Source organism: Pantoea sp. paga (genome assembly GCF_007558755.1).
GTDB lineage: Bacteria > Pseudomonadota > Gammaproteobacteria > Enterobacterales > Enterobacteriaceae > Pantoea > Pantoea agglomerans.
The window spans coordinates 276915-293207 of sequence record NZ_VLTF01000002.1 but is presented as its reverse complement, the minus strand read 5'-3'; the positions used below and the strand labels follow the sequence as shown (position 1 = coordinate 293207).

Genomic DNA, 16293 nt, shown 5'->3' with positions numbered 1-16293 from the left:
GAATGACCACTGGCGGCCAGTCACAAATAGGAAATGTCGATCTTGTTAAGCAACTCAATAGCGCAGCGGTTTACCGGCTGATTGATCAACAGGGGCCGATATCGCGCATTCAGATTGCCGAACTTAGCCAGCTCGCTCCCGCCAGCGTCACCAAAATTACCCGTCAGTTGATTGAGCGCGGCCTGATCAAAGAGGTAGACCAGCAGGCGTCTACCGGTGGTCGCCGCGCCATCTCCATTATCACTGAAACCCGCCATTTCCATACCATCGGCGTCCGCCTAGGACGCAACGACGCCACCCTGACTCTGTTTGACCTCAGCGGTAAATCGCTGGCACAGGAAGATTATGCGCTGCCGGAACGCACTCAGGAGACGCTGGAACATGCGCTGTTTAACGCCATCAGCAGCTTCATTGAGCAGCACCAGCGTAAAATTCGCGAGCTGATCGCGATTTCAGTGATCCTGCCTGGGCTGGTCGATCCGATTAACGGCGTGATCCGCTATATGCCACACATCTCTGTCAGCCGCTGGCCGCTGGTCGCCAGCCTGAAAAAACGTTTTAACGTTACCAGTTTTGTGGGTCATGATATTCGCAGCCTGGCGCTGGCCGAGCACTATTTCGGTGCAAGCCGCGACTGTGCTGACTCGATTCTGGTGCGTTTACACCGTGGCACGGGGGCCGGCATTATTGCCAACGGCCATATTTTTCTCGGCAGCAACGGCAACGTTGGCGAGATCGGCCATATTCAGGTCGACCCGCTTGGCGAGCGCTGTCACTGCGGCAACTTTGGCTGCCTTGAAACCATTGCCGCCAACGGCGCCATTGAAAATCGGGTTCGGCATCTGCTGAATCAGGGCTATCCCAGCGTACTGACGCTGGAGGCGTGCCAGATATCCCACATCTGTAAAGCAGCCAATCAGGGTGATGCACTGGCCTGTGAAGTGGTTGAGCACGTTGGCCGTTATCTTGGCAAAGCTATCGCCATCGCGATCAACCTGTTTAATCCGCAAAAAGTGGTGCTGGCGGGTGAGATCACTGAAGCAGAAAAAGTGCTGCTGCCCGCGATTGAGGGCTGCATTAATACTCAGGCATTAGAGGCCTTCCGTAAAAATCTGCCGGTCGTGCGTTCCACCCTGGATCATCGTTCTGCTATCGGTGCCTTTGCGCTCGCTAAACGTGCCATGCTTAACGGCATTCTGCTGCAACATCTTCTGGAAGACTAAGCTAACCCGCTGCTGTGGCGGGCCACATCGGATCTGACTATGACCATTAAAAGCGTAATTTGTGATATCGATGGCGTGCTGATGCACGACAACACGGCCGTTCCCGGCGCACAGGAGTTTTTACAGCGCATTCTGGCCAAAGAGATGCCGCTGGTGGTGCTGACGAATTATCCCTCGCAAACCGAGCAGGATCTGGCTAACCGTTTTGCCTCGGCCGGTGTCGAGGTGCCCGATTCCGTTTTCTATACCTCCGCAATGGCAACCGCCGACTTTCTGCGCCGTCAGGAGGGCAAAAAGGCGTATGTAATTGGTGAAGGCGCACTGATTCATGAACTCTACAAAGCGGGCTTTACCATTACCGATGTGAATCCCGATTTTGTCATTGTCGGAGAGACGCGCTCGTTTAACTGGGACATGATGCATAAAGCGGCTTTCTTCGTGGCTAATGGCGCTCGCTTTATTGCCACCAACCCCGATACCCATGCGCGCGGTTTTATTCCTGCCTGTGGCGCGCTCTGTGCGGGTATTGAGAAGATATCAGGCCGTCGCCCGTTTGTTGTCGGCAAACCCAGTCCCTACATCATGCGTGCCGCACTGAACAAAATGCAGGCCCACTCGGAAGAGACCGTGATTGTCGGTGACAATCTGCGAACCGATATTCTGGCCGGTTTTCAGGCGGGTCTGGAGACGGTGCTGGTGCTCTCCGGCGTCTCGACGCTGAGTGATATTGATGCCATGCCGTTCCGTCCGGACTGGATCTACCCTTCTGTGGCCGATATCGACCTGTTCTGATTCATTTCTCTTATGACGCATCCGGCTAATCTGTGATGCGTCACCCCTTTTTGCGCTATATCGCCTACTTTTACTGCCTGATTTCTGCTCACAAAAGCTATTTCATTGCCGATCCATCAACAAAATTGCTTTAAAATTATCGTTTATTCAATTTTATTGCCGTGCAAGCAATCTTTTTATCAGTAAATCACGATTCCTCTTGCATTGAATGCACCAAATAGCGCATTTTCTTATGTATCACGCAGCATCAGGCTGCCGGACAAACGCAAAAGATAACATCGCCGTAAGGCGAGCTCAGGAGTCAGTTATGTGTTCAATTTTTGGTGTGCTGGATCTGAAAACCGATCCTGTTGAGCTGCGCAAAAAAGCGCTGGAATGTTCACGCTTAATGCGTCATCGCGGCCCGGACTGGTCAGGCGTCTACGCCGATGACCATGCTATTCTGGCGCATGAACGTCTCTCCATTGTTGACGTTAACAATGGCGCACAGCCGCTGTACAACGCCGATCACACCCACGTACTGGCAGTTAACGGCGAAATTTATAACCATCAGGCACTGCGCGCTGAACTCAGCGATCGCTACGCGTTTCAGACCGGTTCTGACTGTGAAGTGATTCTGGCGCTCTATCAGGAGAAAGGTGTCGATTTCCTCGATGAGCTGGAAGGCATGTTCGCCTTTATCCTCTATGACACCGTTAAAAAAACGTACCTGATTGGTCGCGACCACATCGGCATCATCCCGCTCTATATGGGTAACGATGAGCATGGCAACCTGTTTGTTGCTTCAGAAATGAAAGCGCTGGTGCCTGCCTGCCGTTCAATCAAAGAGTTCCCGCCGGGAAGCTACCTCTCCAGCACCGATGGCGAGATCCGCCGTTACTGGCAGCGCGACTGGATGGAATATAAAAACGTTGAGCACAACACCACCGACGCCGCTGGCCTGAAACATGCGCTGGAGGAGTCCGTGAAAAGCCACCTGATGTCAGATGTGCCTTACGGCGTGCTGCTGTCAGGCGGTCTGGACTCTTCCATCATTTCAGCCGTGACCAAGCGTTACGCGGCGAAGCGGGTTGAAGATCAGGATAAAAGTGATGCGTGGTGGCCACAGCTGCACTCCTTCGCGGTAGGGCTGGAAGGGTCACCCGACTTAAAAGCGGCGAAATCTGTGGCGGAGCATCTGGGCACCGTACACCATGAAATTCATTTCACCGTGCAGGAAGGTCTGGATGCCATTCGCGATGTGATTTATCACATTGAAACCTATGACGTCACCACTATTCGTGCCTCTACGCCAATGTACTTAATGTCGCGTAAAATTAAAGCGATGGGCATTAAGATGGTGCTGTCGGGCGAAGGCGCAGATGAGGTCTTCGGCGGCTATCTCTATTTCCATAAAGCGCCAGACGCCAAAGAGTTCCACGAAGAAAACGTACGTAAACTGCAGGCGCTGCATATGTTCGACTGCGCCCGTGCCAACAAAGCGATGTCCGCCTGGGGCGTTGAAGCCCGCGTACCGTTCCTGGATAAAAAATTCCTGGATGTAGCGATGCGTATTAACCCGGCCGATAAAATGTGTGGCAGCAACGGTAAAATGGAGAAGCACATTCTGCGTGAATGTTTCTCCTCTTACCTGCCGGAGAGCGTGGCGTGGCGTCAGAAAGAGCAGTTCTCGGATGGCGTGGGCTACAGCTGGATCGACTCACTGAAAGAAGTGGCTGCGAAGCAAATCAGCGATCAGCAGCTGGCTACCGCTCACTTCCGCTTCCCGTTCAACACGCCGGGTTCGAAAGAAGCCTATCTCTATCGTGAGATCTTTGAAGAGCTGTTCCCGTTGGCGAGCGCGGCAGAGTGTGTGCCTGGCGGTCCATCGGTCGCCTGTTCTTCTGCCAAAGCGATTGAATGGGATGAAGCGTTTAAAAACATGGACGATCCCTCTGGTCGTGCCGTGGGTGTGCATCAGTCAGCCTATAAATAAGCTGGCAGAGAGCAGCCAGAATGGGCCCGCTGCGGCCCATTTTTTTTACGATTAGCGTTGTATTCACTGAAAAATTGCCGAATAAACATCCAGGCTGGTTATAAGCCAGTCAAACAGCGATTATCTGGAAAAAAACGGTAAAAAAATTGTTGACGCTGTCTGGTCAACTCCGCATAATGCGCCCCGCAACGCCGATGAAGGTAACGCGAAAAAAAGATGGCTACGTAGCTCAGCTGGTTAGAGCACAGCACTCATAATGCTGGGGTCACAGGTTCGATTCCCGTCGTAGCCACCATCTTTTTTTGCGGGAGTGGCGAAATTGGTAGACGCACCAGATTTAGGTTCTGGCGCCGCAAGGTGTGCGAGTTCAAGTCTCGCCTCCCGCACCATTTCATTATTCGGCAGCGTGGATGGGATATCGCCAAGCGGTAAGGCACCGGTTTTTGATACCGGCATTCCCTGGTTCGAATCCAGGTATCCCAGCCAATTTCGATGATTCTCGAGGCTGAGAACGGACGAATGGGATATCGCCAAGCGGTAAGGCACCGGTTTTTGATACCGGCATTCCCTGGTTCGAATCCAGGTATCCCAGCCATCATTGAAATGCAGTACAATTTGGCTACGTAGCTCAGCTGGTTAGAGCACAGCACTCATAATGCTGGGGTCACAGGTTCGATTCCCGTCGTAGCCACCATATAATTGGGGTGTCGCCAAGCGGTAAGGCACTGGTTTCTGATACCAGCATTCCGGGGTTCGAATCCCTGCACCCCAGCCATACAAAAGACAATTTGAAAAACACCATTATTGGGGTGTCGCCAAGCGGTAAGGCACTGGTTTCTGATACCAGCATTCCGGGGTTCGAATCCCTGCACCCCAGCCAAATTGCACAACCTGGCCCGCTTTTGCGGGCTTTGTTGTTTTTGTCGTTCCCCTTCCTGATTGCAGGCCCGCCGTATGGCGAGCCGACATGCGCAATCTGCTATAACCCCAGCGCGTAACGCAAAACCTGCCGCTTCAGTACCCCGGAATGTTCGGCGGCAATCAGACCGAGATTACGTGCAAACCGCAGCGGTGCCAGCTGATTGCTGAAGGCAAAATAGAACAAATCCATGCCGCCCTGCATCAGCATATTGTCTTTACGACGTTGCCGGTGATAGCGCTGCAATACGCGCTCGGATGCCCAATCCTCCGCCGCACCGCGCGCGCTGACCAGCACATTAATCAACGCATCAATATCACGATAGCCCAGATTCACGCCCTGCCCGGCCAGCGGATTAATGGTATGCGCGGCATCACCGACCAGCGCCAGTCCAGGCAGGACATACCGTGAAGCGTGACGCCGCACCAGCGGGAAACCGCCCGCTGCGTGGGCTTTAAAACGTCCCAGCCGCGCCGGGAAGTGGCTGGCTATCTCTTTTTCCAGCTGGGTCATCGGCATCGCCTGTAGCTGGCGGACTCTTGCAGGCGCGTCATACCAGACCAGCGAGGCCCGGTTGCCATACAGCGGCAAAAAGGCGCGCGGTCCCTGAGGCGTAAAGTGCTGCCAGGTCGCATCGCCTGCCGGATGTTCGCAGGTCACGCTGATCAGTAAACAGGATTGCGCATAGCTCCAGCCATGAATACCGATCCCGGCCATCTGTCGCACCTGAGAGTTCGCGCCATCAGCCCCAACCACCAGGCGGGCGTGTAAGGCAACGCCGTCGTTAAGGTCGATGCGCCAGCCGCCATTTTCTGGCTGCAGGTTCTCCAGTGTGGCCGGGCAATAGCAGGTCACGCCCAGCGACTGCATCTCCTCCCATAACGCCCGCTGCAGCACGCTGTTCTCGACCATAAAGCCCAGCTCGGGCAGCCCCAGCGAGGCCGCATCAAAACTCACCTGCGCCGTCTGCCACTCCCAGGTTTCCAGCCTGCGATAGGGCGCGCTGCGCATCGCCTCTACCCGTGGCCAGACGTTGAGCTGCTTCAGCAGTCCCACCGAGGATGAGCCAATCGCCGAAATTCGCAGATCGGGATCGCTGTCGGCATCAAAAGGAGCGGGTTCGGCACGCTCAATCACCGCAACGCGAAAATGTTGCTGCGTCAGTCCACATGCCAGCGCCGCACCGACCATGCCACCGCCAACAATCACTACATCAAACTGATTATCCTGCATTGCTTATGTCCCTCTCTTATTCCCGCCAGCCTGCGCAACACGGGTCTGAATAAAGCAAAGTGTACCGGAAAACCGGATTGCTGGCAGAAAAGCCCTGAGGCTGGTCACAACAGCATCAAAGCATTACAATACGCGCCCCGCACTTCACTGCACTGAATCAATGGTTAGCGCGATGACAAAAAAACTGCATATCAAAACCTGGGGATGTCAGATGAATGAGTATGATTCATCCAAGATGTCTGATCTGCTGAACAGTACGCACGGCTATACGCTGACCGAGGTTCCTGAAGAGGCGGATATTCTGCTGCTTAACACCTGTTCTATTCGCGAGAAAGCGCAGGAGAAGGTATTCCACCTGCTGGGACGCTGGAGAAAACTCAAAGAGCGCAACCCGGATGTGATTATCGGCGTGGGCGGCTGCGTGGCGTCGCAGGAAGGGGATCATATCCGCCAGCGTGCGCCCTGCGTGGATATCGTTTTTGGTCCGCAGACACTGCACCGCCTGCCAGAGATGATCAACACCGTGCGCGGCACCAAAAGCCCGGTGGTCGACATCAGCTTCCCGGAAATCGAGAAATTTGATCGCCTGCCGGAACCGCGCGCAGAGGGCCCGACTGCCTTTGTCTCCATCATGGAAGGCTGCAACAAATATTGTACTTTCTGCGTGGTGCCTTACACCCGTGGCGAGGAAGTGAGCCGTCCCAGCGATGATATTCTGCTGGAGATCGCTCAGCTGGCGGCGCAGGGCGTGCGTGAAGTTAACCTGCTTGGCCAGAACGTCAACGCCTATCGTGGTGCCACCTTTGATGGTGAAATCTGTACCTTCGCTGAGCTGCTGCGCCTGGTCGCCGCCATCGACGGTATCGACCGCATTCGCTTCACCACCAGCCACCCGATTGAGTTCACCGATGACATCATCGAGGTCTACCGCGATACGCCGGAACTGGTGAGCTTCCTGCACCTGCCGGTTCAGAGTGGATCAGACCGTATTCTGACGCTGATGAAGCGTGCTCATACCGCGCTGGAATATAAGGCGATTATCCGCAAGCTGCGCGCGGCGCGTCCGGATATTGAGATCAGCTCTGACTTCATCATTGGTTTCCCCGGTGAAACTCAGCAGGATTTCGAGCAGACCATGAAGCTTATCGCCGAGATCAATTTCGACGTCAGCTTCAGCTTTATCTACTCTGCCCGTCCCGGCACGCCCGCCGCTGACCTGCCGGATGATGTGAGCGAAGAGGAGAAGAAGCAGCGTCTGTGGATCCTGCAGGACCGCATTAACCAGCAGGCGCAGGCGATCAGTCGCCGCATGGTGGGCACAGTGCAGCGTATTCTGGTGGAAGGCATCTCCCGCAAGAACGTGATGGAAGTCTCTGGCCGTACCGAAAATAACCGCGTGGTGAATTTCGAAGGCTCGCCTGAAATGATCGGCCGCTTTGTGGATGTTGAGATTGTCGATGTCTACACCAACTCGCTGCGCGGCAAACTGGTGCGTACTGAAGAAGAGATGGGGCTGCGCATGGCGGAAAGTCCGGCGTCCGTGATCGCCCGTACCCGTAAAGAAAATGAAATCGGCGTGAGTCTGTTCCAGCCGTGATGCCCGCTTTACTGTGCGGCAGCGCGCATCGCGTTGCCGCCAATTTCACTTTGCACCACTTGCTTTCTGAAAGTGTCGCCCAAATATCACTCCATAAGCTTGCGCCCAGGCGTTACGGCATAAATAATTTCGTTATGGTGCATCCGGTTAAGCTTAACGGTGCGTCAGACACATCCCATAACTGGCCCTGAGTGACCCAAAGGATTCGTTTGAATATCGAAACTCGTGAAATCGCCCTTGAACCGGCTGATAACCGTCGTCTGATGAGCCTGTGTGGGCCTTTCGACGATAATGTAAAACAGCTTGAGCGTCGTCTGGGCATTGAGATCAATCGTCGCGACAACGTTTTTAAGCTGTCAGGACGTCCACTTTGCGTCAATGCCGCAGCAGATATTCTGAAAACTCTGTATGTCGATACCGCGCCTGTGCGTGGCGACATCCCGGATATCGAGCCTGATCAGATTCACCTGGCGATCAAAGAGAGCCGGGTACTGGAGCAAACCGCTGAGAGCGTGCCGGAGTACGGTAAAGCGGTCAATATTAAGACCAAGCGCGGTGTGATCAAGCCGCGCACCCCAAACCAGGCCCAGTACATCGCTAATGTGCTCGACCACGATATCACCTTTGGTGTCGGCCCGGCCGGTACCGGTAAAACCTATCTGGCGGTAGCCGCAGCAGTCGATGCGCTGGAGCGTCAGGAGATTCGCCGCATCATGCTGACCCGCCCAGCCGTCGAAGCGGGTGAAAAGCTCGGCTTTCTGCCAGGCGATCTGAGCCAGAAAGTCGACCCTTATCTGCGTCCGCTCTACGATGCGCTGTTCGAAATGCTCGGCTTCGAGCGGGTAGAAAAGCTGATGGAGCGCAACGTCATTGAAGTCGCCCCGCTGGCCTACATGCGCGGTCGTACCCTGAACGATGCATTCATCATTCTTGATGAGAGCCAGAACACCACCATCGAACAGATGAAGATGTTCCTGACGCGTATCGGCTTTAACTCTAAAGCGGTGATTACCGGCGACGTTACCCAGATTGACCTGCCGCGTCACGTCAAGTCAGGCCTGCGTCATGCCATTGAGGTGCTGGCGGACGTTGAAGAGATCAGCTTCAACTTCTTCCACAGCGAAGATGTGGTGCGCCATCCGGTGGTTGCACGCATTGTTACCGCCTATGAAGCCTGGGAAGCGGCCGATCAGACCCGTCGTGACCAGCAGGCCGAAGAGCGTAAACGTGAAGCACTGGCTGCACAGAGCGCCACGCAGGAGAGCAAATGAGCGAGGTGATTCTCGACCTGCAGGTCGCCTGTGACAACACCGCTGACCTGCCTGATGAAAGCCAGTTTCATCGCTGGCTGTCAGCGGCTGTCACCCCTTTTCAGCCGGAAAGCGAAGTCACGGTGCGTCTGGTTGATGAAGCGGAGAGTCATGAGCTTAATCTGACTTATCGCGGCAAAGATAAGCCGACCAACGTCCTCTCTTTCCCGTTTGAAGCGCCGCCGGGCATTGAGCTGCCGCTGCTGGGCGATCTGATCATCTGCCGCCAGGTCGTTGAGCAGGAAGCCGCTGAACAGGGTAAAAGCGTTGAAGCCCACTGGGCACATATGGTGGTACACGGCACGCTGCATCTGCTGGGTTACGACCATATTGAAGACGACGAAGCGGACGAGATGGAAGGGCTGGAGACCGAGATAATGCTTGCTCTTGGGTATCCTGATCCGTACATTTCGGAGAAAGAAGACGCCTGAATCCTGAATTCAGTCAATCCTGCTGTCAGTACAGGTTACTGACAGCACCCATTCCTCACCAGAGAGATCTTTAAAAACCGCCATGAGCGACGACCATTCTCAAAACAGCGATGCACCCAGTAGTAAAAAGGGATTTTTCTCCCTGTTGATCAACCAACTCTTTCACGGTGAACCAAAAAGCCGTGATGAGCTACTGGAGCTGATCCGCGACTCGAATAACAAAGAGCTGATTGACCAGGACACCCGCGACATGCTCGAAGGGGTACTGGATATTGCGGAGCAGCGCGTGCGTGACATCATGATCCCGCGCTCGCAAATGATCACCCTGAAACGTAATCAGAGCCTCGAAGAGTGTCTGGATGTCATCATCGAATCCGCCCATTCTCGTTTCCCGGTGATCAGCGAAGATAAAGATCATGTGGAAGGGATTCTGATGGCGAAAGATCTGCTGCCGTTTATGAGCAGCGAATCTGAGCCTTTCAGCATTGAGAAAGTGCTGCGTCCTGCGGTGGTTGTGCCTGAAAGTAAGCGTGTCGACCGGATGCTGAAAGAGTTCCGCTCCCAGCGTTACCACATGGCGATCGTCATTGATGAGTTTGGCGGGGTCTCCGGTCTGGTGACCATCGAAGACATCCTGGAGCTGATCGTCGGTGAAATTGAAGATGAGTATGACGATGAAGAAGATCGTGATATCCGTCAGCTCAACCGCCACACCTTTACGGTGCGCGCACTGACTGCCATTGAAGATTTCAACGAGGTGTTTGGCACCCAGTTCAGCGACGATGAAGTCGACACCATCGGTGGTCTGGTGATGCAGGGCTTCGGTCATCTGCCCGCTCGCGGTGAAAGCATTGAGATTGAGGGGTACCAGTTCAAGGTGGCGATGGCTGACAGCCGCCGCATTATCCAGGTTCACGTGACTATTCCGGAAAATTCGCCACAACCTCAACTGGAAAACGAATAAGTCTATGGCTTTAGCCTCACTCTACCCGCGTCAGCGGGTTCGCCTGCTGCTGGCTTTAATAACGGGTGCACTTGGCACCCTCTCCTTCTCTCCTTATGATTTCTGGCCCGCCGCGCTGCTCTCGCTGTGCGGCTTACAGCTGCTGACTCTTAACCGCTCCAGCCCGCAGGCCAGCGCGATCGGTTTTGTCTGGGGATTAGGTCTGTTCGGCAGTGGCATCAACTGGGTTTATGTCAGTGTCGCCACCTTTGGCGGCATGCCTGGCCCGGTCAATGTTTTTATCGTAGCGCTGCTGGCGGCTTATCTGGCGATCTACCCGGCGCTGTTTGCCGGCGTACTGAATCGCATCTGGCCGCGAACGACGCTGTGGCGCCTGGCGCTGGCGGCACCGGCATTGTGGCAGATGACCGAGTTCCTGCGCGGCTGGGTGCTGACCGGCTTTCCGTGGCTGCAGTTTGGTTACAGCCAGATCGATGGCCCGTTAAAAGGCCTGGCCCCGCTGGCCGGCGTAGAGACGCTGACCTTCCTGCTGATGGTGGTGGCTGGCCTGCTGGCTTATGCCCTGCAACAGCGCAACGTCAGAAGTCTGGTGGCGGCGCTGCTGCTGCTGGCATTGCCATGGCCGTTGCGCTACATCCAGTGGGTTCAGCCGATGCCCGAGCGGGCCGTCGAGGTGGCGCTGGTCCAGGGGAACATTCCGCAATCGATGAAGTGGGATCCGCAGCAGCTGCTCACTACCCTGCGCATTTACAACGGTCTGAGTCAGCCGCTGATGGGCAAAGCGCCGATTATTATCTGGCCTGAATCGGCAATTACCGATCTGGAGAGTAATCAGCAGCCGTTCCTGCGTTCGCTGGATGACGAACTGCGTGAGCGCGGCAGTTCGCTGATCACCGGCATTGTGGACTCCCGGCTGGAGCAGAACCGTTATCACGATTACAACACCGTGATCGTGCTGGGCGGCAAAGCGCCGTACAACTACTTCAGCGGCAATCGTTACCAGAAAAATCACCTGGTGCCGTTTGGCGAGTTTGTGCCGCTGGCCGATCTGCTGCGTCCGCTGGCCCCGTTCTTCGATCTGCCGATGTCGGCATTCAGTCGTGGCAACTACCTCCAGCCGCAACTCAGCGTAGCGGGCTATAACCTGACCAGCGCCATCTGTTATGAGATCGTGCTGGGAGAACAGGTGCGGGCCAACTTCCATCCCGACACCAACTTCCTGCTCACCGTTTCGAACGATGCCTGGTTTGGTCACTCTATCGGCCCATGGCAGCACTTCCAGATGGCGAGGATGCGTGCGCTGGAACTGGGACGTCCGCTGTTGCGCAGCACCAATAATGGTGTGACGGCGGTGGTCAATGCCAGTGGTGATGTGGAAGCCATGCTGCCGCAGTTTACCCGCGATGTGCTGACCAGCAAGGTTACGCCAACGCAGGGAGAAACCCCGTATGCGCGGGCTGGCATCTGGCCAGTATGGTCACTGACGCTGCTGGCGGCGGTGATAGCCCTGCTGCGTCGGCGTCGATAACATCCCCTCCTGTGCTCACTGAAGGCGAAGCACGTGCTTCGCCTTTTTCATGGTAACTCTCCGGTTTTTTTCACTCCCCACGCCGCACGCTCTGCTGTCTTTCTAACCCATTACCTCTTTCTGGCACGATGATTGCAAAATGTTTCACTGCTTTTCGCAAACAGGCTGATTGCAGGCGCTGATGCCGGGCGGGTTGCACCAAAACAATTGACGCTGCTGCACCATTAACGCGCAGGGTGAAAAAATTGCCTTTTTTTGGTGCGTATCACCTCGCAAAAAAGAAACTTTTTTGTTTCATTGCGTTAACAATCCGCTATGTTAATGACTCTTCTGCGCCCGTTTAAACCGCAGAATGAGCAGAAACGCAGCAGAAAACAGATACAACATCATAATCAGCGCAGGTTATATCCTGTGCCTTTTTCATACGAAGGAGTTGGAACATGCAACTACGCAAAGTGGCATTATCTCTTCTGCTGATCAGCGCAGCGGCGGGAGCGGCCCAGGCGGAAGATCTCAGCGGCACCCTGAAGAAGATCAATGACAATGGCGTCATTGTGGTCGGGCATCGCGAATCATCAGTTCCCTTTTCTTATTATGACAACCAGCAAAAAGTCGTCGGCTACTCTCAGGCTTATTCAAATGCCATCGTTGAAGCGATTAAAGCAAAACTGAACAAGCCTGATCTGCAGGTCAAAATGATCCCGATCACCTCACAAAACCGTATTCCGCTGCTGCAAAACGGCACCTACGATTATGAGTGTGGCTCGACTACTAACAATCTTGAGCGCCAGAAACAGGCCGCCTTCTCAGACACTATTTTTGTTATCGGCACCCGTCTGCTGGTGAAGAAAGATGGCCCGATCAAAGATTTCGCTGACCTGAAAGGCAAAACCGTAGTGGTGACCTCAGGTACCACCTCTGAAGTGCTGCTGCACAAACTCAACGACGAACAGAAACTGGATCTGCGCATCATCAGCGCAAAAGATCACGGTGACTCCTTCCGTACGCTGGAAACCGGTCGAGCCGTGGCCTTTATGATGGATGATGCCCTGCTGGCAGGCGAACGCGCCAAAGCCAAAAAGCCGGACAACTGGGAAATCCTGGGCACGCCACAGTCAAAAGAAGCCTATGGCTGCATGCTGCGTAAAGATGATCCGCAGTTCAAAGCGCTGGTGGATGAAACCATTGCCAAAGCCCAGACCTCTGGCCAGGCAGAAAAATGGTTCGACACCTGGTTCAAACAGCCGATTCCACCAAAGAACCTGAACATGAACTTTGAGCTGTCTGATGACATGAAAGCGCTGTTCAAAACGCCAAATGATAAAGCACTGAATTAACAACAAAATACCCAATGGATTTCAGCTTGTATTGAGGCGGCAGGAGCATGACTCCCCATGAGCTTACTCCGGTAAGTGATTCAGGTGAGTGAACGTAGCCAACAAAAATGCAGCCTGAAAGACGACGGGTATAACAAGGGCGGCCTGGCTGCCCTCTCGATTGCTGAAACCGCGGCATGGACAGACAGACTGACACGGGTCGTTCCCCTGAGTCAGGAAATAAAACGCCGTTCATCAATCTTCAGGGTAGCTTAGCTACCCTTTTTTTCCGGAGCTCGTTATGGGTATCGATTGGAACTGGGGCATATTCCTCGAACAGGCCCCGTTCGGTAACACGACCTACCTCGGCTGGCTGTGGTCCGGTTTTCAGGTGACGATTGCCGTCTCCTGCTGCGCCTGGATTATCGCTTTCTGCGTGGGTTCATTTTTCGGCATTCTGCGCACCGTGCCTAATCGCCTGCTGTCGACCATTGGCACCTGCTATGTCGAACTGTTTCGCAACATCCCACTGATCGTCCAGTTCTTCTTCTGGTATCTGGTGGCGCCCGAGCTGGTGGGTGAAAAGCTCGGCATGTGGTTTAAGTCTGAGCTGGATCCCAACATTCAGTTCTTCCTCTCCTCGATGATCTGTCTTGGCCTGTTTACCGCCGCCCGCGTCTGCGAGCAGGTGCGCGCAGCGATTCAGTCACTGCCGAGTGGACAGAAGAATGCCGGTCTGGCGATGGGTTTAACCCTGCCGCAGACCTATCGCTATGTGCTGCTGCCGAATGCGTATCGCGTGATTGTGCCGCCGATGACCTCGGAAATGCTCAACCTGGTGAAGAACTCCGCTATCGCCTCCACCATAGGTCTGGTCGATATGGCGGCGCAGGCGGGCAAACTGCTCGACTATTCTGCCCACGCCTATGAATCCTTTACCGCTATTACGCTGGCCTACGTTGCGATTAACCTGGTGATTATGTTGTTGATGAGTCTTGTCGAGCGCAAAGTCCGGCTGCCAGGCAATGCGGGAGGCAAGTAATGTACGAGTTTGACTGGAGTTCGATTACACCCAGCCTGCCCTATCTGCTTAATGGCTTAGTGATCACCTTTAAAATCACGATTACCGCCGTGGTCTTCGGCATCCTGTGGGGCACTCTGCTGGCGGTGATGCGTCTGTCGACGTTTAAGCCCATCAGCTGGTTCGCTAAAATTTACGTCAACCTGTTCCGCTCGGTGCCGCTGGTCATGGTGCTGCTGTGGTTCTATCTGGTGGTGCCGAGTTTTCTGCAGCAGGTGCTGGGCCTGTCGCCCAAAACGGATATCCGACTGATTTCGGCCATGGTCGCCTTTTCGCTGTTCGAAGCGGCGTACTACTCTGAAATTATTCGCGCCGGCATCATCAGTATCTCGCGTGGACAAGGCAGTGCGGCTCTGGCGCTGGGCATGACGCAGTGGCAGGCAATGCGACTGATCATTCTGCCGCAGGCGTTCCGCGCCATGGTTCCGCTGTTACTGACGCAAGGTATCGTGCTGTTCCAGGATACCTCGCTGGTTTATGTCTTAAGCCTGGCGGACTTCTTCCGTACCGCGTCCACCATTGGTGAGCGTGATGGCACCCAGGTTGAAATGGTTCTGTTTGCAGGTCTGGTCTACTTCGTTATCAGCCTGAGCGCATCGCTGTTGGTCAGCTATCTAAAAAGAAAAAGGACGGTTTAAATGATTAGCCTGAAAAATGTTTCTAAGTGGTATGGTCACTTTCAGGTGCTGACCGACTGCTCAACCGACGTCAAAACCGGTGAAGTGGTGGTGGTGTGCGGCCCGTCCGGCTCCGGTAAATCGACGCTGATCAAAACGGTGAACGGCCTTGAGCCGATTCAGCAGGGCGTGATTGCGGTGAACGGCACCGAGGTGAATAACAAAAAAACTAATCTTGCGCAGCTTCGCAGCCAGGTCGGGATGGTGTTCCAGCACTTCGAGCTGTTTCCGCATCTGAGCATTATCAACAACCTGGTTCTGGCGCAGGTGAAAGTGCTGAAACGTGACAAAGCGGCAGCCCGCGATAAAGGGCTGAAGCTGCTGAAGCGTGTGGGTCTTTCCGCCCATGCTGAGAAGTTTCCCGGCCAGCTCTCGGGTGGTCAGCAGCAGCGTGTGGCGATTGCGCGAGCGCTCTGTATGGACCCCATCGCGATGCTGTTTGATGAACCCACCTCCGCGCTGGATCCGGAAATGATCAACGAAGTGCTGGATGTGATGGTCGAACTGGCACAGGAAGGGATGACGATGATGGTGGTGACCCATGAGATGGGCTTCGCCCGTAAGGTCGCCAATCGCGTGATCTTTATGGATGAAGGGAAAATTATCGAAGACACCAACAAAGATGACTTCTTTAATAACCCACAGTCTGAGCGCGCTAAAGATTTCCTCGCAAAAATTCTGCACTAAACCTGACGAACAGGCGGGTCACCCAGGGTGGCCCGCTTCATTTAGCTACGCCGCACTATCAGGGTTCGAAAGGCTGACGCTGGAACTGGTCGTTGCCGCATTCCGGACAACGTGACAGCGTTTCAGGCGTGTAGATTGCCCGGGTGAACTGGCATTTCTCACAGACCAGATTGCCCAGCCCCACCACTTCCCCGCTCTGATAAACCCCGTGATGATGCAGATCCTGGAAGACCTCTCGCCACTCCAGCTGACTTTTATCGGTGATATCCGCCAGCTCTTTCCAGACGCTCTCACGGATGATGCGCATAAACAGTGAGTCCGCCAGCGGTTCTTCCACATCGGTGTAGCTGCGTGCAAACTCGCCCAGATCACGGCGCACTGAGCTGAGCGCCTGGTCAATCTCCTGTTCCGTCATGTCATCGCGCACCAGCAACTGGCTTCGTCGCCCGGCAATCAGCTCATCAAGGTTACGATCGCCCTGACGGAGACGTTCGGTCAATACGGCTAACGACTCGCGATATTCCTGAGCCACTTTATTCATTTTGTTCTCCTTTATGCAG

At 54.6% G+C, this 16293-nt stretch carries 14 protein-coding genes and 7 tRNA genes; 19 read left to right on the top strand and 2 right to left on the bottom strand.

Translation table 11 applies throughout. From position 1 onward, the window contains the following. The first annotated feature begins 2 nt into the window (after positions 1-2). The 10 genes from FOV68_RS07040 to FOV68_RS06995 all read left to right on the top strand — a co-directional run bounded on the left by FOV68_RS07040 (position 3) and on the right by FOV68_RS06995 (position 4870). The gene (locus tag FOV68_RS07040) at positions 3-1223 is read left to right on the top strand and encodes an N-acetylglucosamine repressor (RefSeq protein WP_010260667.1); all 1221 of its coding nucleotides are present in this window, start codon (positions 3-5) and stop codon (positions 1221-1223) included. 39 nt (positions 1224-1262) lie between these two features. Continuing rightward, entirely contained in the window at positions 1263-2015 is a 753-nt protein-coding gene (locus FOV68_RS07035) for an HAD-IIA family hydrolase (RefSeq protein WP_010260664.1), read from the top strand. 307 nt (positions 2016-2322) lie between these two features. Further along, positions 2323-3990, top strand: a complete 1668-nt coding sequence (gene asnB / locus FOV68_RS07030; protein ID WP_031592223.1) for an asparagine synthase B — start codon at positions 2323-2325, stop codon at positions 3988-3990. Positions 3991-4208: 218 nt separating this feature from the next. After that, positions 4209-4285 (top strand) — tRNA-Met (locus FOV68_RS07025). Positions 4286-4294: 9 nt separating this feature from the next. After that, positions 4295-4379, top strand: a tRNA-Leu gene (locus FOV68_RS07020). A 22-nt stretch (positions 4380-4401) separates the two neighbouring features. Beyond that, positions 4402-4476, top strand: a tRNA-Gln gene (locus tag FOV68_RS07015). A gap of 34 nt (positions 4477-4510) precedes the next feature. Continuing rightward, a tRNA-Gln gene (locus FOV68_RS07010) sits at positions 4511-4585 on the top strand. A gap of 22 nt (positions 4586-4607) precedes the next feature. Continuing rightward, positions 4608-4684, top strand: a tRNA-Met gene (locus FOV68_RS07005). Positions 4685-4690: 6 nt separating this feature from the next. Next, a tRNA-Gln gene (locus tag FOV68_RS07000) sits at positions 4691-4765 on the top strand. 30 nt (positions 4766-4795) lie between these two features. After that, positions 4796-4870 (top strand) — tRNA-Gln (locus tag FOV68_RS06995). A gap of 99 nt (positions 4871-4969) precedes the next feature. Here FOV68_RS06995 and ubiF read toward each other — a convergent pair. Next, a complete protein-coding gene (gene ubiF / locus FOV68_RS06990; protein WP_143990538.1) occupies positions 4970-6142 on the bottom strand; it encodes a 3-demethoxyubiquinol 3-hydroxylase in 1173 nt (390 codons plus the stop codon). Positions 6143-6314: 172 nt separating this feature from the next. Between ubiF and miaB the strand changes: the two genes are divergently transcribed. The 9 genes from miaB to FOV68_RS06945 all read left to right on the top strand — a co-directional run bounded on the left by miaB (position 6315) and on the right by FOV68_RS06945 (position 15733). Further along, positions 6315-7739 (top strand): tRNA (N6-isopentenyl adenosine(37)-C2)-methylthiotransferase MiaB, encoded by a 1425-nt coding sequence (miaB, locus tag FOV68_RS06985; protein WP_064704648.1) that lies wholly within the window; start codon positions 6315-6317, stop codon positions 7737-7739. A 209-nt stretch (positions 7740-7948) separates the two neighbouring features. Continuing rightward, positions 7949-9010 (top strand): PhoH family protein, encoded by a 1062-nt coding sequence (locus FOV68_RS06980; RefSeq protein WP_010258952.1) that lies wholly within the window; start codon positions 7949-7951, stop codon positions 9008-9010. Beyond that, a complete protein-coding gene (ybeY, locus tag FOV68_RS06975; protein WP_033785461.1) occupies positions 9007-9480 on the top strand; it encodes an rRNA maturation RNase YbeY in 474 nt (157 codons plus the stop codon). The genes FOV68_RS06980 and ybeY overlap by 4 nt, the downstream gene beginning before the upstream one ends. Positions 9481-9562: 82 nt before the next feature. Beyond that, positions 9563-10444, top strand: a complete 882-nt coding sequence (gene corC / locus FOV68_RS06970) for a CNNM family magnesium/cobalt transport protein CorC (RefSeq protein WP_031592226.1) — start codon at positions 9563-9565, stop codon at positions 10442-10444. A 4-nt stretch (positions 10445-10448) separates the two neighbouring features. Continuing rightward, complete coding sequence (gene lnt / locus FOV68_RS06965; RefSeq protein ID WP_031592228.1) at positions 10449-11972, top strand: apolipoprotein N-acyltransferase; 1524 nt, start codon at positions 10449-10451, stop codon at positions 11970-11972. 440 nt (positions 11973-12412) lie between these two features. Next, positions 12413-13309 carry an amino acid ABC transporter substrate-binding protein gene (locus tag FOV68_RS06960; protein WP_010258958.1) on the top strand — a complete coding sequence of 299 codons (897 nt, stop codon included), beginning with the start codon at positions 12413-12415 and terminating at the stop codon, positions 13307-13309. A 280-nt stretch (positions 13310-13589) separates the two neighbouring features. Beyond that, on the top strand, positions 13590-14330 hold the full coding sequence (locus FOV68_RS06955; protein WP_010258960.1) for an amino acid ABC transporter permease: 741 nt from the start codon (positions 13590-13592) through the stop codon (positions 14328-14330). Next, on the top strand, positions 14330-15007 hold the full coding sequence (gene gltK / locus FOV68_RS06950) for a glutamate/aspartate ABC transporter permease GltK (RefSeq protein WP_010258961.1): 678 nt from the start codon (positions 14330-14332) through the stop codon (positions 15005-15007). The genes FOV68_RS06955 and gltK overlap by 1 nt, the downstream gene beginning before the upstream one ends. After that, positions 15008-15733: an amino acid ABC transporter ATP-binding protein gene (locus FOV68_RS06945; protein ID WP_010258962.1), complete on the top strand. Its 726-nt coding sequence runs from the start codon at positions 15008-15010 to the stop codon at positions 15731-15733. Between the two features lie 58 nt (positions 15734-15791). Here FOV68_RS06945 and FOV68_RS06940 read toward each other — a convergent pair whose 3' ends face one another. Continuing rightward, the gene (locus tag FOV68_RS06940; protein ID WP_010258963.1) at positions 15792-16274 is read right to left on the bottom strand and encodes a zinc ribbon-containing protein; all 483 of its coding nucleotides are present in this window, start codon (positions 16272-16274) and stop codon (positions 15792-15794) included. Between the last annotated feature and the right edge of the window lie 19 nt (positions 16275-16293).